This is a genomic window from Paenibacillus sp. V4I5, from assembly GCF_030817255.1.
Classification (GTDB): Bacteria; Bacillota; Bacilli; order Paenibacillales; family NBRC-103111; genus Paenibacillus_E.
The window spans coordinates 7,977,010-8,000,027 of the sequence record NZ_JAUSZB010000002.1; the positions used below are offsets into that span (position 1 = coordinate 7,977,010).

At 46.2% G+C, this 23,018-nt stretch carries 21 protein-coding genes, 1 pseudogene and 1 riboswitch; of the genes and pseudogenes, 19 read left to right on the top strand and 3 right to left on the bottom strand.

The window, feature by feature from the left end:
* The first annotated feature begins 38 nt into the window (after positions 1 to 38).
* The 8 genes and pseudogenes from pyrR to QFZ78_RS37740 all read left to right on the top strand — a co-directional run bounded on the left by pyrR (position 39) and on the right by QFZ78_RS37740 (position 9,172).
* Positions 39 to 593: a bifunctional pyr operon transcriptional regulator/uracil phosphoribosyltransferase PyrR gene (gene pyrR, locus QFZ78_RS37705; RefSeq protein ID WP_307555203.1), complete on the top strand. Its 555-nt coding sequence runs from the start codon at positions 39 to 41 to the stop codon at positions 591 to 593.
* On the top strand, positions 590 to 1,495 hold the full coding sequence (locus QFZ78_RS37710) for an aspartate carbamoyltransferase catalytic subunit (RefSeq protein WP_307555206.1): 906 nt from the start codon (positions 590 to 592) through the stop codon (positions 1,493 to 1,495). The genes pyrR and QFZ78_RS37710 overlap by 4 nt, the downstream gene beginning before the upstream one ends.
* A 20-nt stretch (positions 1,496 to 1,515) precedes the next feature.
* Positions 1,516 to 2,801 (top strand): annotated as a pseudogene (locus QFZ78_RS37715) (dihydroorotase).
* A gap of 188 nt (positions 2,802 to 2,989) precedes the next feature.
* Positions 2,990 to 4,162, top strand: coding sequence for a glutamine-hydrolyzing carbamoyl-phosphate synthase small subunit (gene carA / locus QFZ78_RS37720; protein WP_307555209.1), 1,173 nt, complete (start codon positions 2,990 to 2,992; stop codon positions 4,160 to 4,162).
* The gene (gene carB, locus QFZ78_RS37725) at positions 4,149 to 7,358 is read left to right on the top strand and encodes a carbamoyl-phosphate synthase large subunit (RefSeq protein ID WP_307555211.1); all 3,210 of its coding nucleotides are present in this window, start codon (positions 4,149 to 4,151) and stop codon (positions 7,356 to 7,358) included. Before carA ends, carB begins: the two co-directional genes overlap by 14 nt.
* A 54-nt stretch (positions 7,359 to 7,412) precedes the next feature.
* Positions 7,413 to 8,102 carry an orotidine-5'-phosphate decarboxylase gene (gene pyrF, locus QFZ78_RS37730; RefSeq protein WP_307556108.1) on the top strand — a complete coding sequence of 230 codons (690 nt, stop codon included), beginning with the start codon at positions 7,413 to 7,415 and terminating at the stop codon, positions 8,100 to 8,102.
* A 40-nt stretch (positions 8,103 to 8,142) separates the two neighbouring features.
* Positions 8,143 to 8,790, top strand: coding sequence for an orotate phosphoribosyltransferase (pyrE, locus tag QFZ78_RS37735; protein WP_307555213.1), 648 nt, complete (start codon positions 8,143 to 8,145; stop codon positions 8,788 to 8,790).
* A gap of 74 nt (positions 8,791 to 8,864) precedes the next feature.
* A riboswitch (cyclic di-GMP riboswitch) is annotated at positions 8,865 to 8,951 on the top strand.
* A gap of 14 nt (positions 8,952 to 8,965) precedes the next feature.
* On the top strand, positions 8,966 to 9,172 hold the full coding sequence (locus QFZ78_RS37740) for a putative motility protein (protein ID WP_307555215.1): 207 nt from the start codon (positions 8,966 to 8,968) through the stop codon (positions 9,170 to 9,172).
* Between the two features lie 62 nt (positions 9,173 to 9,234).
* Here QFZ78_RS37740 and QFZ78_RS37745 read toward each other — a convergent pair whose 3' ends face one another.
* Positions 9,235 to 10,110, bottom strand: coding sequence for a LysR family transcriptional regulator (locus QFZ78_RS37745; RefSeq protein ID WP_307555217.1), 876 nt, complete (start codon positions 10,108 to 10,110; stop codon positions 9,235 to 9,237).
* Positions 10,111 to 10,233: 123 nt separating this feature from the next.
* Between QFZ78_RS37745 and dapA the strand changes: the two genes are divergently transcribed.
* Both dapA and QFZ78_RS37755 read left to right on the top strand, forming a co-directional pair.
* Positions 10,234 to 11,115, top strand: a complete 882-nt coding sequence (gene dapA / locus QFZ78_RS37750; RefSeq protein ID WP_307555219.1) for a 4-hydroxy-tetrahydrodipicolinate synthase — start codon at positions 10,234 to 10,236, stop codon at positions 11,113 to 11,115.
* A gap of 14 nt (positions 11,116 to 11,129) precedes the next feature.
* Positions 11,130 to 11,537, top strand: coding sequence for a RidA family protein (locus QFZ78_RS37755; RefSeq protein ID WP_307555222.1), 408 nt, complete (start codon positions 11,130 to 11,132; stop codon positions 11,535 to 11,537).
* A gap of 88 nt (positions 11,538 to 11,625) precedes the next feature.
* On the opposite strand, the gene QFZ78_RS37760 is transcribed toward QFZ78_RS37755, so the two are convergent.
* Together QFZ78_RS37760 and QFZ78_RS37765 are read right to left on the bottom strand one after the other, a co-directional pair.
* Complete coding sequence (locus tag QFZ78_RS37760; protein WP_307555223.1) at positions 11,626 to 12,132, bottom strand: GNAT family N-acetyltransferase; 507 nt, start codon at positions 12,130 to 12,132, stop codon at positions 11,626 to 11,628.
* Positions 12,133 to 12,156: 24 nt separating this feature from the next.
* On the bottom strand, positions 12,157 to 13,533 hold the full coding sequence (locus QFZ78_RS37765) for a dipeptidase (protein ID WP_307555225.1): 1,377 nt from the start codon (positions 13,531 to 13,533) through the stop codon (positions 12,157 to 12,159).
* Positions 13,534 to 13,711: 178 nt separating this feature from the next.
* On the opposite strand from QFZ78_RS37765, the gene QFZ78_RS37770 reads away from it, so the two are divergent.
* From QFZ78_RS37770 to QFZ78_RS37810, 9 genes are all read left to right on the top strand, one after another.
* The gene (locus QFZ78_RS37770; RefSeq protein WP_307555226.1) at positions 13,712 to 13,849 is read left to right on the top strand and encodes a hypothetical protein; all 138 of its coding nucleotides are present in this window, start codon (positions 13,712 to 13,714) and stop codon (positions 13,847 to 13,849) included.
* Positions 13,850 to 13,886: 37 nt separating this feature from the next.
* Positions 13,887 to 14,429, top strand: a complete 543-nt coding sequence (locus tag QFZ78_RS37775; protein ID WP_307556110.1) for a GNAT family N-acetyltransferase — start codon at positions 13,887 to 13,889, stop codon at positions 14,427 to 14,429.
* A 224-nt stretch (positions 14,430 to 14,653) separates the two neighbouring features.
* Positions 14,654 to 15,511, top strand: coding sequence for a M15 family metallopeptidase (locus QFZ78_RS37780; RefSeq protein WP_307555228.1), 858 nt, complete (start codon positions 14,654 to 14,656; stop codon positions 15,509 to 15,511).
* Between the two features lie 44 nt (positions 15,512 to 15,555).
* Positions 15,556 to 16,077: a VanZ family protein gene (locus QFZ78_RS37785; RefSeq protein WP_307555230.1), complete on the top strand. Its 522-nt coding sequence runs from the start codon at positions 15,556 to 15,558 to the stop codon at positions 16,075 to 16,077.
* A gap of 41 nt (positions 16,078 to 16,118) precedes the next feature.
* Positions 16,119 to 16,814: a response regulator transcription factor gene (locus QFZ78_RS37790; RefSeq protein ID WP_307555232.1), complete on the top strand. Its 696-nt coding sequence runs from the start codon at positions 16,119 to 16,121 to the stop codon at positions 16,812 to 16,814.
* Positions 16,807 to 17,916, top strand: coding sequence for a sensor histidine kinase (locus QFZ78_RS37795; RefSeq protein WP_307555234.1), 1,110 nt, complete (start codon positions 16,807 to 16,809; stop codon positions 17,914 to 17,916). Before QFZ78_RS37790 ends, QFZ78_RS37795 begins: the two co-directional genes overlap by 8 nt.
* A gap of 343 nt (positions 17,917 to 18,259) precedes the next feature.
* A complete protein-coding gene (locus QFZ78_RS37800) occupies positions 18,260 to 19,030 on the top strand; it encodes an ABC transporter ATP-binding protein (RefSeq protein WP_307555238.1) in 771 nt (256 codons plus the stop codon).
* Positions 18,993 to 20,084: an efflux RND transporter periplasmic adaptor subunit gene (locus tag QFZ78_RS37805; protein ID WP_307555241.1), complete on the top strand. Its 1,092-nt coding sequence runs from the start codon at positions 18,993 to 18,995 to the stop codon at positions 20,082 to 20,084. The genes QFZ78_RS37800 and QFZ78_RS37805 overlap by 38 nt, the downstream gene beginning before the upstream one ends.
* Entirely contained in the window at positions 20,084 to 23,017 is a 2,934-nt protein-coding gene (locus tag QFZ78_RS37810) for an ABC transporter permease (RefSeq protein ID WP_373461092.1), read from the top strand. Before QFZ78_RS37805 ends, QFZ78_RS37810 begins: the two co-directional genes overlap by 1 nt.
* The last annotated feature ends 1 nt before the right edge of the window (position 23,018 follow it).

Consider the following 23,018-nt stretch of genomic DNA (forward strand, 5'->3'; position numbering starts at 1 on the left):
CAGTTTTGCTAAAGCAAAACTCTTAGGAGGCGAGAAAGATGAATGAAACGGCCGAACACACGATTATTGATGAAATGGGAATTCGCAGGGCGTTAACACGGATTGCGCATGAGATACTGGAAAAGAATAAAGGTGTAGAGAATTGTACCTTGATTGGGATTCGGACCCGCGGTATTTACTTGGCCAAGCGAGTAGCAGAGCGAATTCTTGAGATTGAAGGTGTGCCGATTCCTGTCGGTGAGATTGATATCACTTCTTATCGTGATGATCGCGTTAAGGTGAAGTCAGTGGAAAATGTTCAGGAAGGCGGCAAGATCCAAATTCAAGACCGGAAGATCATCCTGTTCGATGATGTGCTTTTCACCGGAAGAACGGTGAGGGCAGCCATGGATGCTTTGATCGATCTGGGCAGACCGCAAATGATCCAACTAGCCGTACTAGTTGACAGGGGGCATCGTGAATTGCCCATTCGCCCTGATTATGTAGGAAAGAACGTACCTACCTCCAAAAGTGAAAGTATTGAAGTGCTGCTTACGGAAATCGATGATAAAGATGGCGTCATGATACTTCAACAGAGGGGGAAACAGGAGTGAGCATAGTGAGTACACAAACCAAGCATTTTCTAGGATTGAAAGGCGTAAGCGCAGGGGAGATAACGAGCATACTTGATCGTGCTGCCTACTGGGAACAATATCCGTCGAAGGTGTCGAATCAATTTCAAGGCAAATTCGTCTCCAACTTGTTTTTTGAAAATAGTACAAGAACTCGGTTCTCCTTTGAACTGGCGCAAAAGCGGCTCGGAGCCGATGTGCTCAATTTCTCCGCTGCGGAATCCAGTGTACAAAAAGGGGAGTCCATCTACGATACAGTCCGTACTCTCGAGTCCATGGGTATCGATGCCGGTGTCATCCGTTTGAAGCCGAATGGTGTCCTGCAAGAGCTGGCTGAGAAAATCAAAATCCCTCTTATTAACGCGGGAGACGGCAATAACGAGCATCCAACGCAGGCGCTGCTCGACTTCTACACGATGCGCAAACAGTTCGGCGCCATTAAAGGTTTGACGGTTTCCATCATCGGAGATATCCTGCACAGTCGTGTAGCTCGCTCGAACTTGTGGGGACTCATTGCCTTGGGAGCAAAGGTGCAGTTCTGCGCGCCGGAAAGCATGCAAGCTCCGGAGCTGGCTGAGTTCGCACCGTATGTATCCTTCGAGGAAGCACTGAAAGCTGATGTGGTTATGATGCTGCGAGTGCAGCTTGAACGGCACGACAAAGGAATTATCCGCTCGGCAGAGGAATATCGCGAGCAATACGGGCTAACGGCAGAGCGTGCAAGCCGCATGGCTCCTCACGCAATCATCATGCATCCGGCTCCAGTCAATCGAAATGTAGAACTTGATGATGAGCTGGTTGAACACGAGAAATCCAAAATTTTCACACAAATTGCTCACGGTGTTCCGATTCGTATGGCGGTCATCGAACGAGCTTTATCATAAAACAGGGGGACTTCATCAAAATGGGCATTTGGATATTAAACGGGCTAACCGTCGATGTAAATAGTGTACAAGCGAAGAAACACATTTTGGTAGAGAATGATAAAATTGCAAAGATTATAAATGTAGTAGAAGGTTCGGCTCCACAAACCGAAGGCCATGAAGTCATTGATGCGGCAGGAAAGCTAGTAACTCCAGGGTTCATCGATATGCATGTCCACCTGAGAGAGCCTGGTTTTGAACATAAAGAAAATATCGCGACCGGCACACGTTCCGCAGCAAGAGGTGGCTTCACAACCATCGCTTGCATGCCGAACACAAGACCTGTGATCGATACCGTTGATACGGTGAACTACATATTGGATAAAGCTGCAACGGAAGGTGTCGTCCGTGTTCTTCCATACGGCACGATTACGAAAAACGAGCTCGGCCGCGAGTTGACCGATTTCGCTGCACTGAAAGAAGCAGGCGTCATCGGCTACACAGATGACGGTGTCGGCGTGCAAAGCGCGCAAATGATGAAAGATGCAATGGCTTTGGCAGCATCGATCGGTATGCCAATCATCGCGCATTGCGAGGATGACACGCTTGTGGTCGGCGCGCCGGTAAGCGAAGGCGCGTTCGCGAAGAAGCACGGACTGAAGGGTATCCCGAACGAGTCCGAGGCAATTCATGTGGGTCGCGATGTGCTGCTAGCCGAAGCGACGGGTGTTCACTATCACGTGTGCCACGTAAGCACCGAGCAGTCGGTTCGTCTAATCCGCCATGCGAAGCAGTTCGGCATTAAAGTGACTGCCGAGGTATGTCCGCATCACCTCGTGCTCTCAGATGAAGACATTCCAGGGCTTGACGCCAACTGGAAGATGAACCCGCCGCTGCGCACACCACGGGATGTGCAGGCTGTCATTGAAGGTCTGGAAGACGGCACGATAGATATTATCGTAACGGATCACGCGCCGCACACGGAAGAAGAGAAGGAGAAGGGAATGATGCTGGCTCCTTTCGGCATACTTGGCTTCGAAAAACCGCGTTCTCTCTGCTTTACACGAAATTTGTGCTTACTGGTAAATGGTCATTAGGTTTCCTCGTAGATCGTATGACGAAAAAGCCTGCCGACGTATTCGGTCTTCCATACGGAACACTAGAAGTAGGCAGTGCCGCGGATATCACGATCGTGGATTTGGAAACAGAGCGCGAAGTTGTCAAAGAAGAGATCGTTTCACGCAGCAAAAACACGCCGTTCATCGGCTGGAAGCTGCAAGGTTGGCCAGTTGTTACAATCGCTTCCGGTAAAGTGGTTTGGTCATAAATCGTTCTTAAATCGCGTTGAAATCGAGCTGAAATCCGCATTAAGATCTATACGCAGATCGAAAAATCGTGTATATTTATACAGAATGATTAATTTTTATGCAAGTCTTATGCAATGAACATAGAAGTTGTAGGCATGACATCTGCGGTTCGTGAGAACCGCCCACAATAGCGAGGAGTTGAAAGAACATGCAGGCAAGATTGTTGCTGGAAGACGGCACTCTTTTTACAGGGAAATCGTTCGGTAGTGAAGGTGAATCCGTCGGCGAGGTTGTATTCAATACAGGAATTACAGGTTATCAGGAGGTGCTTTCCGATCCTTCCTACTGCGGTCAAATCGTGACAATGACGTATCCATTGGTGGGGAACTACGGTGTGATTCGGGATGATTTTGAATCCGTACGTCCTTTCATTCATGGCTTTGTCGTTCGTGAGCATGAAGAGATTCCTAGCAACTGGAGAGCGCAATATACGCTAGGCAGCCTGCTGAAAGAATACGGCATCGTTGGGATCAGCGGCATCGATACGCGCATGTTAACTCGTAAAATCCGTCATCACGGGGTTATGAAAAGCCTCTTGACGACATCTAATAAATCGATTGCTGAGCTGACTGAAATCTTAAGAGGAACACCTCTAATGACGGATCAAGTCGCTCGTGTATCCACGAAGAGTGTATTCGGCGCACCTGGACACAAGGAACGAATCGTACTCGTTGATTATGGTGCTAAAAGCGGAATCATCCGTGATCTTAGCAAGCGTGACTGCGACGTTGTCGTTGTTCCTCAAGATGCTACGGCTGAACAAATTCGTCGCCTTGCGCCAGATGGCGTGCTGCTGTCTAACGGCCCTGGGGATCCGAAAGACGTACCTCACGCTGTCGAAATGATTAAAGGGTTGCTCGGCGATATCCCGCTCTTCGGAATTTGCTTGGGTCATCAGCTGTTCGCACTGGCTTGCGGTGCAGACACGGATAAACTGAAGTTCGGTCACCGCGGCGGTAACCATCCGGTTAAAGACCTCGTATCTGGACGCTGCTACATTACATCGCAAAACCATGGCTACACGGTTAAGGAAGAATCCGTCCAAGGAACTGACCTTGAAGTGACGCACATTAACAATAATGACCGCACCATCGAAGGCTTGAAACATAAGAAATACCCTGCTTTCTCGGTTCAATATCACCCAGAGGCAGCACCGGGGCCATTTGACTCCAGCTACTTGTTCGATGATTTCATCTCGCTGATTCGTCAGCACAAAATCGATAACCCACAGCAGCCGCGCCAAGCGCAAATGCTTGCACAGTGGAAAGCTTCCACGGCATCGACATCTGTGAAGGAGGAACTGCAATATGCCAAAAAATAATACACTCAAAAAGATTCTCGTTATCGGTTCCGGTCCTATCGTCATCGGTCAGGCAGCGGAATTTGACTATGCAGGTACGCAAGCTTGCCAAGCACTTAAAGAAGAAGGCATGGAAGTTATCCTGATCAACAGTAACCCTGCAACGATCATGACGGATACGAACATGGCGGATAAAGTATATATCGAACCGATCACGCTTGAATTTGTTACGCAAATCATTCGTCAAGAACGTCCGGATGGCTTGCTACCAACACTTGGTGGTCAAACAGGTCTGAACATGGCTGTTGAGCTAGCTCGTGCGGGTGTTCTGGAAAGCGAGAACGTGAAGCTTCTGGGAACACAACTTACGGCGATTGAGAAAGCAGAGGACCGTGACCTTTTCAGAGACTTGATGAGAGAATTAGAGCAGCCTGTACCGGATAGCGTAATCGTAACGACGGTCGCTCAAGCGGTAGATTTCGCTAACGAAATCGGCTTTCCAATCATCATTCGTCCTGCCTACACATTAGGCGGAACGGGCGGCGGTATCTGTAACACGATGGAAGAGTTGACGGAAATCGTTGCTTCCGGAATTCGTTACAGCCCAATCGGTCAATGTCTAGTAGAACGCAGTATTGCGGGCATGAAAGAAGTCGAGTACGAAGTTATGCGTGACGCGAACGATAACTGCATCGTGGTATGTAACATGGAGAATTTTGATCCAGTGGGTGTACATACCGGAGATAGTATCGTTGTAGCACCAAGCCAAACCTTGTCGGACCGTGAGTATCAAATGCTGCGTTCGGCCTCGCTTAAAATCATTCGCGCCTTGAACATTGAAGGAGGCTGTAACGTTCAGTATGCGCTTGATCCGCATAGCTTCCAATATTACGTAATCGAAGTAAACCCGCGTGTAAGCCGTTCCTCAGCGCTTGCATCCAAAGCAACAGGCTATCCGATTGCGAAGATGGCTGCAAAAATTGCGATTGGCTACACGCTCGATGAGCTAGTCAATCCAGTAACAGGCCAAACCTATGCATGCTTCGAGCCAGCACTGGATTACATCGTTTCCAAAATTCCACGTTGGCCGTTCGATAAATTTACAGCGGCAAACCGTAAGCTGGGTACGCAAATGAAAGCGACTGGCGAAGTTATGGCGATTGGCCGTACATTCGAAGAGTCCATTCATAAAGCGGTTCGTTCCTTGGAGATCGGCGTACATCGTTTGTTCCTGAAAGAAACAGATTTAATAGATCAAGAAACATTGGAATTACGCCTGCAAAAACCCGACGATGAGCGCTTGTTCTTATTAGCAGAAGCTTACCGTAGAGGCTATACAGTGGAACAATTGCAAAAATTGACGAATATTGACTGGTGGTTCTTGAACAAACTGGATGGCCTGATTAAATACGAGAAAGAAATTGCGGCAAGCGAACTCACGAACGAGCTGCTATTCGAAACGAAACGTAAAGGCTTTACAGACCGTGCGATTGCTGAGATTCGTACTTTGGCTGGTTGCTCGACATTCACCAAAGAAGCTGAAGTCAGAACTCACCGTTTACAACAAAATATTAAGCCGGTTTACAAAATGGTAGATACTTGCGCAGCGGAATTCGAAGCTTCAACGCCATACTACTATTCGACTTATGAGCAAGAAGATGAAGTTACGGAAACAACGAAAGAAAAGGTTGTGGTGCTTGGTTCCGGTCCGATTCGTATCGGTCAAGGGATTGAGTTCGATTACTCCACAGTTCATGCGGTTTGGGCGATCCAAGCGGCAGGTTACGAAGCGGTTATTATCAACAATAACCCAGAAACGGTGTCAACGGATTTCAATACGTCCGATCGCTTGTACTTCGAGCCTCTGTTCTTTGAAGATGTAATGAACGTCATCGAGCGTGAAAACCCAATTGGGGTTATCGTTCAATTTGGTGGTCAAACAGCGATTAACTTGGCTGCACCTTTACACAAAGCTGGTGTACGCATTCTCGGTTCTGATTTGGAAAGTATCGATACAGCGGAAGATCGTAAGAAATTCGAAGCCTTACTTAGCAAGCTCTCGATTGCTCAACCACCAGGCGGCACCGTTACATCGGTTGACCAAGCTGTGGGTACAGCTGCGAAATTCGGTTATCCGGTTATCGTTCGTCCATCTTACGTCCTAGGTGGACGCGCTATGGAAATCGTCTACTCCGATGAAGAATTGTTAAGCTACATGGAATATGCTGTGAAAATCAACCCAGAGCATCCGGTCCTGATCGACCGCTACATGCTTGGTAAAGAGGTAGAGGTTGATGCGATCTGCGATAGAGAAACGGTTCTAATCCCAGGGATTATGGAACACGTTGAACGCGCAGGGGTTCACTCCGGTGACTCCATCGCGGTTTATCCACCGCAATCCGTCTCGGACGAGATTAAACAACAAATTATCGACATTACGACGAAAATCGGCCTTGAGCTGAACGTAGTTGGTCTGGTTAACATCCAGTTCGTTATTCATAACGATCAAGTGTATGTGATCGAGGTAAACCCGCGTTCTTCCAGAACCGTGCCTTTCTTGAGCAAAGTAACGAACATCCCGATGGCTAACGTGGCTACACGCGTCATTATGGGACAAAAGCTGGCTGATATGGGCTACCAAGGCGGTTTATGGCCGGAAGACAAGTACGTATCGGTTAAAGTGCCAGTGTTTTCCTTCGCGAAGCTGCGCCGTGTAGATACGACGCTCGGACCTGAAATGAAATCGACGGGTGAGGTTATGGGGCGCGATATCAATTTTGCCAAAGCACTCTACAAAGGCTTAATTGGAGCGGGCATGAAAATTCCTGCAGCAGGATCTGTCGTTGTAACAGTAGCTGACAAAGATAAAGATGAAGCGATTGAAATCTTAAAAGGCTTCTATCGCCTTGGATATAAAATCATTGCAACAGGCGGAACGGCAACAGCGATCGAACAAGCTGGTCTTCCAGTGACGACCGTTCACAAGCTGAGCGAAGGTTCGCCTAACATTCTGGATCTCATCCGCAGCGGTGATGCACAGTTCGTTGTGAACACACTGACGAAAGGTAAAGAGCCAGAGCGTGATGGTTTCCGCATTCGTCGTGAAGCTGTAGAGAACGGTGTAGTTTGTATGACATCACTTGATACAGTAAGAGCGCTTGTTAATATGCTTGAAACGATCAACTTCTCCTCACGAGCAATGCCAATTCATGTCTAAAGGAGAGTGACGAATTTGAGTACGTTAACTCGCACAGATGTTACTGGACGCATTATGGTCGCTTTGGATTATGCTAACGCAGAAGGTGCTGAAGGGCTGCTAAAGCAGCTCGAAGGCATCCCGTGTTACGTGAAGGTGGGCATGCAACTGTTCTATGCTGCGGGTCCCGGCTTCGTCGCGAGTCTGAAAGATCGCGGCTACAAGGTGTTCCTCGATGTGAAGATGCATGACATTCCGAACACAGTCAAAGGCGGCGCGGAAAGCGTGACGCGCCTTGGGGTTGACGTGTTCAATGTCCATGCTGCCGGAGGCAAGCAGATGATGGAAGCCGCCTTGGAGGGTGTCGACAAGGGGTTAGTAACTGGAGCTGTACGTCCGATCGTGATCGGCGTGACGCAGTTGACCAGCACCAGCGTGCAGGTGCTGAATGATGAGATCGGCCTGACCGGTACGGTTGAGCAGGCCGTCATTCGCTATGCCCGCTTGGCGCATGCTGCGGGGCTGCAGGGTGTTGTCGCGTCACCGCTAGAGGTGACAGCGATTAAGGCGGCGTGTGGTGACGGGTTCGTCACCGTGACGCCAGGCATTCGCCCGGCTGGAGCCGACGTGGGTGACCAGTCGCGCATCATGACGCCGGCTGAGGCGTTCGCGCAGGGGACGGATTACGTCGTGATCGGTCGACCGATCACAGGCGCAGCGGATCCAAGAGCAGCAATTGAAGCGATTATCGATTCAATCGTGTAGTATGCTTTTGTCTAACAACGGAAGGAACGGTGGTAGGAACATGAGTCAACTCGAAACAATCGCGCAGCATATTGCAGCGTCATTATTAGATATCGAAGCAGTAGCACTTCGACCGCAGCAGCCTTTTACGTGGACTTCTGGCCTCAAGTCGCCAATCTATTGTGACAATCGTCTGACAATGTCACACCCAGCTATTCGCGAAGCGATCGCTGACGGCTTCGCAGCTTTGATCCAAGAGAAATTTCCGGATGCTGAGGTTGTTGCTGGTACGGCAACAGCGGGGATTCCTCATGCCGCTTGGGTAGCTCAGAAGCTAGGTCTCCCGATGATCTACATTCGTGATAAAGCCAAAGGACATGGCAAAGAGAACTTGATTGAAGGCACTGTGAAACCAGGTCAAAAGGTGATCGTGATTGAGGATCTTATCTCTACGGGTGGCAGTTCTTTGAAAGCAGCTATTGCAGTCAAAGAAGCTGGCGCTGTAGCGCTGGGTGTGCTGGCGATTTTCTCCTATCAGCTAGATAAAGCAACAGATGCGTTCCAAGATGCTGATATGCCACTGTATACTCTTTCCAATTACTCCACACTGCTTGAAGTGGCTTTAGAGAAGGGGAAAATCAAACAAGAAGACATGGAATTACTTCGTTCTTGGAGATCAAATCCTGCTGCATTTGGTGTAGATCTGTAGCTACTTATAATGCGAAGATTGACGAATTGTGTAAGAATATCCTATACTGGATAAGTGCTAGGTACTGCCTAACATCTGCGAAATGGCAAATGACGCGAAAGCGACAGACGCAAAGCTATAGGGGCTTCTCGGTTACGGCCGCATGCTCGCCAGCTACCGAACGATGAGAGGAGAAGTGCTCGTAAATATCAATAGTGTTCTGACTGCAATTAGCGGTGGAGATGCATTGAAGCAAGCCGTTGGCATTCAGCTTTTAAGCAAAGTAAGTGATATGCAAGCAGCTTCATCTAGTACATTAATACAGGATTTTGCTAAATCCCAACAGCTGGTTACCGCTTCTGCGACACCGCATTTGGGTGGTAATCTCGACATCCGCATATAAGTTCATAACAGAAGAAGCTCTACCTTTACGAAAAGGAGAGCTTCTTTTTTTATTTGCCGAGGTTATTCTTGAGTCAGTTGTTGAATGAATGTTTGCAAGGGCTGGGACATCCACTTTTTGGGGTGGAGCAGCAGTTGAAGATCCAGTTTTAAGTCCGAATGTGAAAAAGGAAGATGGGCAAGTTTCCCTTGTTCCAGTTCGTTCTGTACGGCAATTTGGGGCAGCAGGGCGATGCCAAGGCCATTCATGACGCAGTGCTTAATTGTTTCTAAATTACCGAGCTCAAATCCAATTTGAAGCGGGACAGCATGATCTTTTAGTAACTTTTCAAACATACCTCGATAGATGATGCAGCCCTCTTCAGTAACGATAAATTCGGCTTGTTGAAAATCAGTTAGCTGTATTTGTGCTCGCTTCGTTAGCGGATGCTCAAGCGGTGCTACCAAAACCAAAGGTTCTTCTCTGACTTTCGTGCATGCAAGTGCGGTGTCTGCCGGATAACGATCTAATATTAGCCCTATATCATAATCCCCTTCTCTTACTTTGGTAATAAGCGAAGCTTCACTGTCAGGGAAGAGCTGGATATTAAGACCAGGGTAAAGCTGTTTCAGCACATGTAAATAGGGCGGTAAATAGTAAGCTGCGAGTGAGTTAATCGTACCGATGGTCAGTGTTCCGCTAACCTCACTTGTTATCATTTCTTTGGATTGATCATAGAGGTCAAGCATTTGCAAGACCAGCTTTAACAAGCTTTCACCAGGTGCTGTTAATCGAAGCTGACGTCCATATCTTTCGAATAATGGTACGCCATACTCTCGTTCCAGCTTCTGAATTTGCATCGTAATACTGGATTGCGCATAGCCCAATTCTTCGGCAGCTCGTGTAAAGCTCTTTCTCCGTGCAACCTCCCGAAAGGTTCGGAAATAGGTTAAATCCATGGGAACCCCTCGCTTTAATATCAAAATTTTTGATGAGTCTTATCATTTATTATAGCTAACTGTGATTCAATGATCCATGCTAAAGTGAATGTACAAATGAATGAGGATTGGGAGATGATTGGGATGTTAAGAGAAAAAGACTTAAACGGGATCTATGTTCCCATTATTACGCCATTTGATGAGGAATACGAGGTGGATGCAGCCTCTTTCTATAATCTAGCTTACAATTTATTTCAAGATGAGGTAGACGGACTGGTCGTCAATGGAACGACAGGGGAATCGCCGACGATTACAAATGAGGAAATGGCGATCTTGTTCGCTACAGCACAAGCGGCTCGCGAGGCTGCGCAAGTAGATGTTCCGCTCATTGTAGGTACAGGAACGAATGTTACCTTGTCCACGGTGAAAAAGACGGAGGCTGCAGGGAAATTAGGGGCTGACGCCGTTTTAGTCGTTGTGCCTTACTATAATCGGCCGAGTCAACAAGGGATCATTGAACATTTTCGCCGGGCAGCCAGCGTTGGTGTCCCTGTTATTTTATATGAAGTACCGCATCGCACGGGTGTTACGTTGGAACTTGATACTGTGCGTACGATACTTGAACTCGATGGTGTCATAGGTATGAAGGACAGTACGCCGAACACCCGATTGGTGTCTGAGCTTACTCGTCTAGGCTCGAAACCCGTACTGTGTGGGGAGGACTCACTGCTTTTTGCGGCGCTTAGCTCCGGTGCTAAAGGGGTTATGAGTGCGTCAGCGAATGTAATGACTGAGCGGTTTGTTTCGTTCTATCGGCATTTTGTTGCAGGTCAACACGAAATGAGTAAGCAGCTATTCGATGAATTGCTGCCACTCATCCGATTACTTTTCGAAGAGCCTAATCCAGCACCTCTCAAATGGCTGCTTGAGCAGCAAGGTGTCATTGAATCCGGAACACTTCGCTTGCCGCTGCTTTCGGTGACAGAAGGCCTGCAGGAGAAGTTAGCCGATTATTTGCAAAAATGAGAGGGAGAGATTTGATGAATCGGACTAGAGTATTTACAGGTTCTCCATGGGAACCTCTAGTAGGATATTGCCGGGCGATTCGGGTGGGGAACCGCATTGAGGTTGCTGGCACAACAGCAATGAGGGATGGAGAGGTCGTTGGCGAAGGTAATCCGTATGTGCAAGCACAATTCGTCCTCCAGACGATCGAGCAGGCGCTGCAAGAACTTGGGGGGCAAATGTCAGATGTCATTCGAACGCGGATGTATGTAACGGATATCTCCTTATGGCAGGAATTTGGCAAGGCACATGGGGAGTTTTTCCGTGACGTTCAGCCCGTGGCGACGATGGTTGAAGTGAAGGCTTTGATAGATCCTTTGTTGTTGATAGAGATTGAGATTGAAGCTCTGTTGATGGAGGAAACTGAGAATGGCTTGAAGTAAGGCATTTAAGTATAAAAAAAGCGCTTATCCTCTTAGAAGGCGATTTGAAATCGCGGGCATAAGGGAAAAGGCGCTCTTTGTTTACATTTTATCCTACACGTTTACCAAGAATGATGAGGTCGCGTTCGATTCCGTCAAGTTCAGCAACGCCAGGCAGATGAGCCCAGTTGACGAAGCCGAATTTGCGGAAAAGGTGGAGGCTAGGATCGTTATGGCCAAAAATGAAGCCAAGCAGTGTCTTCAGTCCCAGCTTTGGACTAGCGTCTATTGCGTGCTCCATCAGGTAACGGCCAATGCCTTGGCCGCGAAAAGCTTCATCGACATAAATGCTGACTTCCGCTGTAGCGTTATAGGCGGGTCGGCCATAGAAGGACTGAAAGCTGAGCCAGCCACAAATGCCACTGCCGTTTTCCAATACCCATAAAGGGCGGAAATCCGCAGAGTGCTCATAGAACCAGCCTTCGCGACTGGCTATGGTTACGGGTTCTGTATCTGCTGTAACCATGCGTCCTTCAATGGTGGAATTATAAATTCGTACAATGTCTGCTAAGTCTTCCAAGCTGGCATCGCGGATCGTTAGATGATTCGTACTCATGAGTAGGCTCATACCTTTCAGTGGTTATTTATTCATCTCGGCAAGGTTTAACCAAAAACGACTGATGGTCTCTGTTCCTTTGTCCCAATTGACCAAATGGAAATGCTCATTCGGCGCGTGCAGGTTTTCACCTGGTAGACCAAAGCCAAGCAGCACTACGGGTGCTTCTAATACGCGTCCCAACACTTCAACAATTGGGATTGAACCTCCGCTTCGAGTATATACAGGCCAAACGCCATAGGTATCCTCATAAGCTTCCGCAGCTGCTACCATTACAGGCTCGTCAATTGGCGTGATAAAAGGATTTCCGCGCAGCTGGCGGTCTAGGATTACTTTTACGCCAGGCATAGAGAGGGCGCGGATATGATTTTCAACCGCATCCATGATTTCCTCGGGTACTTGTGCCGCAACGAGACGGCAAGCTATTTTAGCGCTAGCTCGATTAGGAATGATTGGTTTAATGCCTTCACCTTGAAAGCCGCCGCTTACGGATGTGATTTCCAAGGTCGGTCTTGAAGTCGTTTGTTCGTAGAAAGAGAACCCATTTTCGCCATATAAGGTCTCAACATGTAAGTCCGATCGAACCTTGTTCGCGTCGGGTTCTACTTGTTTAAAGGCTTCGCGCTCTTTGTCCGATAGTTCAATGACTCGATCATAGAAGCCTTCGACCGCTACTCGACCATTCTCATCATGGAAGGAACTTAGCAGCTTCGATAAAGCGTGAATTGGATTTTGAACCGCGCCGCCAAACAGGCCAGAATGAAGGTCACTATTTGCGCCATCAATCGTAATTTCAAACCCAGCAAGCCCGCGAAGACCATACATAAGTGCAGGTTTTCCTGGTCCTTGCATCTGAGTATCGGAAAGAACAATGGTATCGGCTTGTAATTTATCTTTATACTTTTCCACGAATGCTGGTAGATGCTTACTCGCGATCTCTTCTTCGCCTTCAATACAAAATTTCACATTAACAGGTAGACTGCCGTGTGTTCGTAAAAAAGCCTCAATCGCTTTGGCGTAAAGCAGTAGTTGACCTTTATCATCAGTGCTTCCGCGGCCAAATAGTTTGCCATCTTGAATCACGGGCTCAAAAGGAGGAGTGTTCCACAGTTCTAACGGCTCGGCCGGTTGAACATCATAGTGTCCGTAGACTAGTACAGTTGGCTTACCCGGAGCATGCAACCAGTCTGCATAGACAACTGGATGTCCCCCAGTAGCCATAATTTCAATGTTCTCAAGACCGGCTTGTTTCAAAGACTGAGCCGTCCATTCTGCACAGCGAATCATGTCTGGTTGATGCTCGGCAACAGCACTTATGCTTGGAATCCGCAAAAACTGCATTAATTCCTCTATGTGTTGGTCCCTTTGCTCATTCAAATAGGTTTTGATCGTTTCTATCATGTTTGATTTCTCCTTCTTTTTAAGGCATTTAAATCGGGGCTTCTTTTAAGTTCCCCAAATGCAAGTAAATTCCTGCAAATATGTGATGCAGATACCGATTTTATAAGAGTGTTGCACGATGTAAATAGAAGTGGGTATTATTGTATAGGTAAATTCTGCTATTTGAAGGGGGGAGTTCATGAAACTCTTTGTTAAGACGGGACGAATGTCTTTAGTTTTACTGGATCGTTCTTCCGTAGATCTAGTTCTGGATTATGTGATTCGTAATCGAACCTTTCTTGAACCGTGGGAATTAGAACGTAATGAAACGTATTAGCTCCTTAATCGGGGACTCATGACGGAGGGAAGCGATTATTGCCTACGCTTTTGATGTAATGAATCTACATCGGATTGAAGCCAATATCATGCCTCGAAACACGGCATCTCTGAAGGTCGTTGAGAAGTTGGGCTTTTATTTACAACATGCTAATTATGTTGTTGTTACAGACCCTTTGATGAAACAGAAGGTGTATGATGCGTCCTATAAGCAATACAAAATTCAGAGCTCGTCCGCAGTTATTGTGGTCCTTGGCGATTTGGAAGCATATAAGGATTCTGCGAGAATAAATGAAGGACTTTTCCATTTGGGATTCTCTAGTAAACAAGAGTTAGATTCCGAAGTACAGCAAGTGACACATTTCTATGAAGAACGGGGAGAGCCGTTCAAGCGAGATGAAGCGATTCGGAATGCAAGTCTATCCGCCATGTTATTTATGCTTACGGCGAAAGAGCAGGGTTGGGATACTTGTCCGATGATCGGTTTTGAGGCAGACAAGCTCATTGAGGCTCTTCAATTAGAGGAACGTTACGTTCCTGTTATGTTAATTACGATTGGGAAAGAAGACACGTCCAGCTAGCGGCCGCGCGGTTATCGTAAACCGATTGGTGAGTTTGTGAAATATGTTTAATACATAAATAGAGACTGTTTATCGCTATGAAGGTGGCGATGAGCGGTCTTTTCCTATTTGGGACTTATTGAGGGTGATGTACAAGTTTAAGAAAAATTTTATTTTTAACCCCATTTCTTATTAATTAGTTTTCCTTATCCTTGGAGTGAATGAAAGGTTAGGAGGAACTGAGGATGAAGAAGTGGGTTTTTTGGCTTGTTATACTTGTATTGCTCGGCTATGGAGCTGCTCAACACAAACTGAAAGTCGTTAACGATAAACCACCGGAAGAAAACAAGCAAGCTCAAGAGGTGACTCTTCAAATGAACGAGCTTAAAGTAACAAAAGATCAGATTTATAAAGGCAATTTGTTGTTGGTCAATAAGGATCATCCTGTACCTCCAAGTGGCGAGGAGTCCGAAGCGGTCAATCTGTTTCAACATAAGGAACTGCTGAATGGTTTCATCGTGCTGGATAAATCGATTCGATTGTCACCGAGTTTGGTGCAAAAATTTTCTACAATGATTGGGGCCGCAGAAAAAGATGGGGTTAGCCGATTTTTAATCAGCAGCGGTTATCGGGATAATAAAGAACAAAATAAGCTCTATCAACAAATGGGTGCTGATTATGCATTACCAGCAGGCTACAGCGAACATAATTTGGGATTATCGCTTGATATTGGATCTACGCAAGCGGAGATGAGTCAAGCACCTGAAGGAAAATGGCTGAAAAAAAACGCATGGCGTTTCGGCTTTATCGTGCGTTATCCGGCTGACAAAACGGCAATCACAGGTATTCAGTCTGAGCCCTGGCATTTTCGGTACGTTGGTTTGCCGCACAGCGCTGTCATGCAGGAAAAGAATTTTGTCCTCGAAGAATATTTGGATTACTTGAAAGAAAAGAAGACCATTACGACTATTGTAGATCACCAAACCTATAAAATCTCTTACCATCCTCTCTCCAAAAACACAACTATCCCTGTGCCAGCGAATGGTCGCTATCAGTTATCAGGCAACAATATGGACGGTGTCATTGTGACCATGTATCCATAATCAGGGCTTATGAATATCAAAAATCAAAAAAGGGAGAATGGCGTATGAAACCTAAGATAATGTTGAAAGATATTACAATTCAAGTATTCTTTACCCTTTATGTGTACACGTTATTCAAAATTATTCTATTTAAGTTCGGCTCAATGGATATGACATTTCTCTGGAAGCAGCTTAAGATAAGTCTGGGAAACCCTGATTATATCAGCATGCAATTTCAAAAAGGTAATCTGATTCCCTTTAAAGAAATATCCAGTACAATTCATGATATAACGAGTCATGGTTTGATTAACCTAGTTGGGAATTTCGCGATCTTCATGCCGTACGGTATTCTTCTTGGTTTAATGTTAAGAAACAAAAAAATATCAGTTATAGATGCGTTTATTCTTTCATTAGGTTTAAGTCTGATCCTGGAATGCGCGCAGGCCATTTTCTCTATTGGACGTTATGATGTAGATGATCTCATACTAAATTCAAGTGGGGGCTTGATCGGTTTCATTACTTTCAAATTATTCACAATGTTAGTTACTTCATCAAGTGCTAAACAAGCAAGAGGTAGCTCCATCTGATACAATAAAAGCAATACAAAGGCCATACAGGGGTGGAACGAATGAATCCGATCACAATTCTGATAGCGGATGATGAGGCAGAAATTGCCGATCTGATTGAGTTGCATTTAGAAAAAGAGGGTTACCGCTGCGTGAAAGTAGCTAATGGGCAGGAAGCTATTTCTGCTATTCAAACGAATTCCATTGATTTGGCGATTCTAGATATTATGATGCCTATATTGAATGGCTATGAAGCAACAAGGCAAATTCGAGCTGAGTATCATCTGCCTATCATTTTTTTAAGCGCCAAAACGACGGACCTTGATAAGATTACAGGACTGGTAAGCGGAGCGGATGATTATGTAACCAAACCGTTCAACCCGATGGAATTGGTTGCTCGCGTGAATGCTCAGCTGAGGCGTTCCACACAGTTTAATCAACCAAAGCAAGCGGGCAAGCTTACTTTGGAGGCAGGCGGACTGGTCATCAATCCCGAAGCACGAACCGTATTCGTTTATGGCAAACCTATTGAACTGACTCCAAAAGAGTTTGATATTTTATATCTGTTAGCCAGTTATCCAAAGAAAGTGTATAGCGCGGAAAATATCTTTCAACAGGTGTGGGGCGATGCCTATTATGAAGGGAGCAATACAGTCATGGTACATATTCGTACCTTGCGGAAGAAGCTTGGAGAAGACATTCATAAAAACAAACTGATTAAAACAGTTTGGGGGGTGGGGTATACATTCAATGGCTGACATCTTCCGAAGTTTTCGATTTAAAATGATTCAACTTTTTGCTTTAAGTATGCTTTTTTCCGGCATCATTACCTATTTGCTCTATAAAACTCTCCAACTCTATTATTATACGATCAAAATGGAAAATCCATTAACTAAAGTTCGTTTTTTCATAAGAGAGATTGGGGATATTAACTTCTTTTTGCTGATTTTCATTCCGCTCTCCGTTTTGTTTTTCTTTCTCTTCACCAAACCATATGCAGCGTATTTCAATGAAATTTCCAGCGGAATTAATCAGCTTGCGAATGGCGACTTTAACAGTCGTATACGTATTCCATCCAATGATGAGTTCGGAGATATTGCGAGAGACATCAATCTGGCAAGCGAAAAATTGCAGCAAGCATTGGAAAGAGGGGACTTTGCAGAAAACAGCAAGGAACAATTAGTCTTGAATTTGGCTCATGATTTGCGTACGCCGCTGACGTCCGTTTTAGGTTATTTGGATTTCATTCTTCAGAACGATCAACTGACTGCCGAACAAATCAAGCACTATACGAGTATTGCTTTTACCAAGTCTCAACGTTTAGAAAAGCTCATTGATGAATTATTCGAAATCACCCGAATGAACTATGGGAAGCTTACCATTGAAAAAAAACCAATCGATATAAGCGAGCTTCTCATTCAATTAAACGAGGAATTATACCCTGTTTTTGAGAAAAACAACCTAACAACACGAATGAATGTGACTCCACAATTGATGATTTGGGGTGACGGAGAGCTATTGGCACGCGTATTTGAAAATCTCCTGACGAATGCTATTCGTTATGGAAAAGAGGGTCAGCTAATAGACATTAATTGCAATCTTGATGCAGAAAATGTGGTGATACAAGTAATTAATTATGGAGACTGTATTCCTCCGGAAGAACTGCCGCACATTTTCGATATGTTTTTTACCGGCGATCGAGCGCGCACTCATCGTGAGGGGAGTTCCGGCCTTGGCTTATCTATAGCGAAGAACATTGTAGATCAGCATCAAGGCATAATTTCGGCCCAAAGCAGTGTAATTCGTACGCTTTTTGAAGTCCGTTTCCCGCAAAAAATGGCATCCGAAGAACTCGGTTAACTATGGGCCGATCATTTAATGGAAAATTTATTTTTACCCTACTTATTCTTTTAACAGTCTCCCCTATTCTAAATGTAGAAATGGAAGGAGGAAATTGAGAATGAAGAAGTGGGGTTTTTGATATATCTGGAAATAAGGTAGATGGGGTGATTGTTATGTATAAAATAGGCAATTCGTTGTATGGATGAATTTTCCATTTCATAGTATATTTTAATAGATTCATACAACCGGGTTGATCCTCAAAAAGCTTTCAGGAAATATTCAGTTTCATGAAACTTTTTGGAAAGATGTGCCGTCTATTTTATCATACATACAGTTTGGAAATGAAAGGAAGACATACCAAATGGCAAGATGGTTTCGTAAAAGAAGCGCAAATGACGCTTTAGCTATCGATGAGGAACCTCATGCTGATGAACGTTCCTCTCGTCTAAGCCAAGTCCATTCTCCGTTATTAACGGTAAGTGGTGTACACCGCTCTTTTCAAGTTGGAGGTCAGAAGTTAGAGGTTCTGAAAGGGATTGAGATGGAGCTCAACCCGCTGCAGCTAGTCATGCTCAAAGGCAGATCCGGCTCGGGGAAAACAACGCTGCTTAATTTAATTGGGGGGCTCGATCAGCCAAATGAGGGGGAGATTTTGTTTCAAGAGCATGCCTTTCATCTCAGCAGTGACGATGAACGGACGTTGATACGTCGCAAGGAAATTGGTTTTATTTTTCAATCCTATGCGTTAATGCCTTTGTTGTCTGCATGGGAAAATGTGGAGCTGGCGCTGCGAATGGCGGGGATTCCGCGTTCCCAGTGGAAAGAGCGAGTGAAGCATTGCCTGGAGCTCGTTGGACTTGGCAAGCGGATGCACCATCGTCCTTATGAGCTTTCCGGTGGAGAGCAGCAGCGTGTCGCGATTGCGAAAGCGATTGCACATCGGCCTTCCCTTATTCTGGCGGATGAGCCTACAGCTGAGCTGGATTCTCAGATGGGTGCGCAGATTATGTCCGTTTTCCGCAGCATCATGAAAGCCGAGCAAGTCACGATATGTATGACAACACATGACCCTACAATTTTGGAGGTTGCCGATCATGTTTACGAAATGGTGGACGGAAGATTCGTCACGTAATTGGACGATGAAGCCTTTAGCTGCACTGATTGTATGTTCGACATTACTACTTGCTTCTGGATGTTCGCTTTTGCCTAAGGAGCAGGAAGAAGAATCGCTTCCGACGATTAATCCGCCTAAGCTTTCCAAAAAGCCTGAATACACGGTGAAAACGGAAACCCTTGAAACGAAAGTGAGAGGGAGTGGGCGGTTAATGGCTTTGCAAGAGGAGAAGCTGTTTTTCTCCGAAGATATGTCCGCCAAACGGATCAGTGCCATACTTGTGAAAAATGGGGATTCTGTTGAGAAGGGGCAGCCGATCGCGGAACTCGACGTCTCGGATCTGGCGAGCGATTTGAAGCGGAAGAAGCTTCAAACACGTAAGGATGAGCTGACGATGATTGAAACGCTGCGGAAAGCGGATGAAATGTCGCCGGAGCAAATCGAACAGGCAAAGATTGATTTTGAGTTGAAGCGTGAAGAACTGACCAAGCTTGAAACACAAGTGGGTAAAGCGCAGCTGCTCGCTCCGTTCAGCGGAACCATCGTCACTGTAACAGCCAAAAAAGGCGATACCGTGAAGTCCGGGGAATCCGTTGCGACTCTCGCCGATTTGAATGAACTAACCGTGGCTGCAAGTATTAGTGCAGATGATGCGAAGAAAGTAGCTATTGGCATGGACGTGCAGGTGGATATTAATTCGGCCGGCCAGCACAAAGGGAAAGTGAAGCAGCTGCCGAACCCGCAAGCTGGGAACAACAATAATAACGGCGGTTTTCCTGGTCAAGGTGAGCAGGATACGATCGATAATTATCTGGTAGTTCAGCTTAGTGAGTTTCCGAAAGGACTGAATCGTGGAACACCGCTAAGTGTCACGATTATTACACAAAGAAAAGAAAACGCCACGACGATCCCTCTGGCTGCACTTCGCTCGTATTCGGGGCGGAATTATGTCCAAGTCATTGATAATCAAGGAAATAAGAAGGAAGTGGACGTGGAAATCGGTCAGCAGACGTCAACGGATGTGGAGATTGTAAAAGGTCTCATAGCTGGACAGAAAGTAGTGGGTCGCTAATGTCCATGCCGATGCTGCGGTTTTTATTTCGGAAAATGTGGAATACCCGCTGGCTAACGCTCAGCACCTTGCTTGGACTAGTGATGGCTGTTGCTTTCACCACGAGCATTCCGATGTATGCCGATGGGTCGCTGAAGCGAGTCGTCGCCAAATCGTTAGAAGAAAAGAGCGAGGGACTTCCAGCAGGCTCACTGCTCATGCGTTATCAAGCTGTTGGGACAGAACGTGCAGGGTTGGAAGAGCTCAAAGACGTCAATGTGTACATACAAGATGAAATTCCGAAAGATGTTGGCTTTCCATTACAGACCTATGCAAGAAGCTATACCATCAAAGGAGCTCAGCTAACTCCCGCAGATGGGACAAAAGCAGATCCTAGTAAACGTCGACAAATGACATTAACGACGCTAAGCGGTTTAACCGATCAGGTTGAATGGTCAATCGGCCAGATGGCTTCTGGGCAAGTTCAGAATGGCATATTGGAAGCTGTGGTCTTAGAAGAAGCTTTGTTTCGAAACGATCTGCATGTAGGGGATGTATTCAGTTATTCGGTCGCAAGTAGCAGCGGCAGTCAATTGTTAAAAGTGAAGATCGTTGGTTCCTTCAAACCCAAAAATGAAACGAGTGCTTATTGGTTTCAAGGCTTAGAAGGGTTAGTAAACGCACTTATTATTCATGATGATGTTTTTATGAAGACGTTGTTGACGGAGAAGAAAATTCCGCTTCAGCTCGCCAATTGGTATTATGCATTCGATCTGCGCAATATCCAAACCAGTCAATTGTCGCCTCTCGAGAACCGTTTGGAGCGTCTGGATATCAATTTGTTCCAAAAACTCAAGAATACAAAGGTAGATGTATCGTTTAAGCCGATTCTTACTGAATTCAAAGCCCAAAGCTTGCAGATGCAGATTTTATTATTCACATTAGCGGCCCCGATGATTGCGATGGTTTTCTATTACATTGTGATGAATGCCAGACAATCGCTTGATCGACAGCGTGGTGTGATTGCCATCCTGCGAAGCCGTGGAGGCAGCACGAAGCAAATTGTTGGAATTTACTTTCTGGAAGGTTTATTACTTGGGGCGATTGCACTGCTGATTGGACCCTTTATGGGCTGGTTCATGGCAAAAAGTATCGGCTCTTCTAGCGGATTTCTAACTTTCGTTGATCGTAAATCGATTCCTGTTAGTTTTACAAATGAGGCGATGCTCTACGGCGGGCTCGCTGTTCTGATTGCGATTCTTGCCAGTGTGATTCCAGCTGTCCTTTTCGCAAGATCTTCGATCGTCAACTATAAGCAGCAGCTCGCAAGGTCAGACCGCTCGCCGCTATGGCAGCGGTGGTTCATCGACATCGTACTGTTAGGACTTGTTGGCTACGGCTTCTACTTATTTGATCAACGCCAAGTATTATCCGTACAAACAGGGCTAACGACCGATCAATTACAGGTGCATCCGCTGCTGTTTTTCGTTCCAGCACTCTCGATCTTTGCGCTAGGACTTTTCTTTCTGCGCATCTTTCCGTGGCTGCTGCGTTTGTTCGGCTGGCTTGGACGGAAATTCCTGCCCGTGCCGCTATACTTGACGCTAGTTCAGCTTTCCCGCTCAGCCAAAGCCTATTATCCACTTATGCTGCTGCTCATTCTTACGCTCGGCCTCGGCGTGTACAATTCTTCAGCTGCTCGTACGATTGATCTGAACTCGACGGAGCGGATCTTGTATCAATACGGTACCGATGTTGTGCTGCAAACTGTATGGGAAGGCTTCTCAGACGACTTGCCGAAGGATCCGAACGCAGGCAATAGCGGCGGTGGAGCTCAGGGAGGCGGGACATCTGGTGATGGAGGTAATAACGGTGGCAATGGCAGCGGTGGCTCCGGTGCGGGTGGAGGCCAAGGTCAAGGTGGCCCGAAACCTGGAGAGGAGACACCCACCAAGATTCGTTACGTCGAGCCTCCATTTCAAATGTTCCGTGATCTAGAAGGCGTCCAGGCTGTAGCCAGAGTTTTGCAGACGAAAGGAAACGTCGTTGTATCTGGTAAATCAACCGGTCAGGGAATGATCATGGGGATCGATAATGCGGATTTTGCTAAAGTAGCTTGGTTCCGGCCCGATTTATTCCCAGCTCATCCGAATCAATACCTGAATTTGCTAGGGAGCTATGAGCAAGCAGTTATCATACCTTCGAATTATGCAAGTAAATATGCGCTTAAAGCGGGTGATCTGCTTTCGATTACTATCGGACAGCAGCCTGTGGAATTCGTCATTGTTGGTATTCTACCGTATTGGCCGAGTCAATATCCGGATCAGACACCATTTTTCATCGCAAATTTAGATTATATATACGATCAAGCACCTATTACTCCCTATGACGTATGGGTCAAAATGAAACCGGACGCGAAAGTTGCACCGATTGTTACTGCTCTGCAGGCCAAGGGGATTGAGCTAGTTTCCGTGAAGGATGTTCGTAACGAGCTCATTATTCAGAAGAAACTCCCAGCAAGAGGCGGCGTCTTTGGTATTCTTAGCCTGGGATTTCTAGTCTCTGTGATCGTATCCTTAATTGGCTATATGCTGTATTGGTTCTTTAATTTATCTAGCAGAGTTGTACAGTTTGGGGTGCTTCGCGCCATGGGGCTTTCCCGCAAACAATTGACCGGTATGCTTCTCCTTGAACAAGGTTTTACGGCTGGATTGTCCATCGCGCTAGGCATCGGAATTGGCAAGCTAACGAGTTATTTCTTCCTGCCTTTCCTACAAACTTCACAGAATGTGAAGACGCAGGTGCCGCCGTTCCGAGTTGTTTTCGATTCCAAAGACACTTATCAGCTATACTTCGTGGTTGCTTTCATGATGATAACAGGGGCCCTGCTGCTGTTCTTACATATTAGAAGGCTACGCGTTCATCAGGCTGTGAAGCTGGGAGAGGAGAAATAGC

Excerpts from the sequence above, each read along its gene's own strand:
- pyrE (WP_307555213.1), top strand. The coding sequence starts at position 8,143 with ATGAGTCAACTCGAAACAATCGCGCAGCATATTGCAGCGTCATTATTA.
- QFZ78_RS37745 (WP_307555217.1), bottom strand. The coding sequence starts at position 10,110 with ATGGATTTAACCTATTTCCGAACCTTTCGGGAGGTTGCACGGAGAAAG.
- QFZ78_RS37795 (WP_307555234.1), top strand. The coding sequence starts at position 16,807 with ATGGCTGACATCTTCCGAAGTTTTCGATTTAAAATGATTCAACTTTTT.
- pyrR (WP_307555203.1), top strand. The coding sequence starts at position 39 with ATGAATGAAACGGCCGAACACACGATTATTGATGAAATGGGAATTCGC.
- QFZ78_RS37800 (WP_307555238.1), top strand. The coding sequence starts at position 18,260 with ATGGCAAGATGGTTTCGTAAAAGAAGCGCAAATGACGCTTTAGCTATC.
- QFZ78_RS37770 (WP_307555226.1), top strand. The coding sequence starts at position 13,712 with ATGAAACTCTTTGTTAAGACGGGACGAATGTCTTTAGTTTTACTGGAT.
- QFZ78_RS37805 (WP_307555241.1), top strand. The coding sequence starts at position 18,993 with ATGTTTACGAAATGGTGGACGGAAGATTCGTCACGTAATTGGACGATG.
- QFZ78_RS37755 (WP_307555222.1), top strand. The coding sequence starts at position 11,130 with ATGAATCGGACTAGAGTATTTACAGGTTCTCCATGGGAACCTCTAGTA.
- QFZ78_RS37785 (WP_307555230.1), top strand. The coding sequence starts at position 15,556 with ATGAAACCTAAGATAATGTTGAAAGATATTACAATTCAAGTATTCTTT.
- QFZ78_RS37760 (WP_307555223.1), bottom strand. The coding sequence starts at position 12,132 with ATGAGTACGAATCATCTAACGATCCGCGATGCCAGCTTGGAAGACTTA.
- QFZ78_RS37765 (WP_307555225.1), bottom strand. The coding sequence starts at position 13,533 with ATGATAGAAACGATCAAAACCTATTTGAATGAGCAAAGGGACCAACAC.
- pyrF (WP_307556108.1), top strand. The coding sequence starts at position 7,413 with ATGGTCGCTTTGGATTATGCTAACGCAGAAGGTGCTGAAGGGCTGCTA.
- QFZ78_RS37810 (WP_373461092.1), top strand. The coding sequence starts at position 20,084 with ATGTCCATGCCGATGCTGCGGTTTTTATTTCGGAAAATGTGGAATACC.
- QFZ78_RS37790 (WP_307555232.1), top strand. The coding sequence starts at position 16,119 with ATGAATCCGATCACAATTCTGATAGCGGATGATGAGGCAGAAATTGCC.
- carA (WP_307555209.1), top strand. The coding sequence starts at position 2,990 with ATGCAGGCAAGATTGTTGCTGGAAGACGGCACTCTTTTTACAGGGAAA.
- carB (WP_307555211.1), top strand. The coding sequence starts at position 4,149 with ATGCCAAAAAATAATACACTCAAAAAGATTCTCGTTATCGGTTCCGGT.
- dapA (WP_307555219.1), top strand. The coding sequence starts at position 10,234 with ATGTTAAGAGAAAAAGACTTAAACGGGATCTATGTTCCCATTATTACG.
- QFZ78_RS37780 (WP_307555228.1), top strand. The coding sequence starts at position 14,654 with ATGAAGAAGTGGGTTTTTTGGCTTGTTATACTTGTATTGCTCGGCTAT.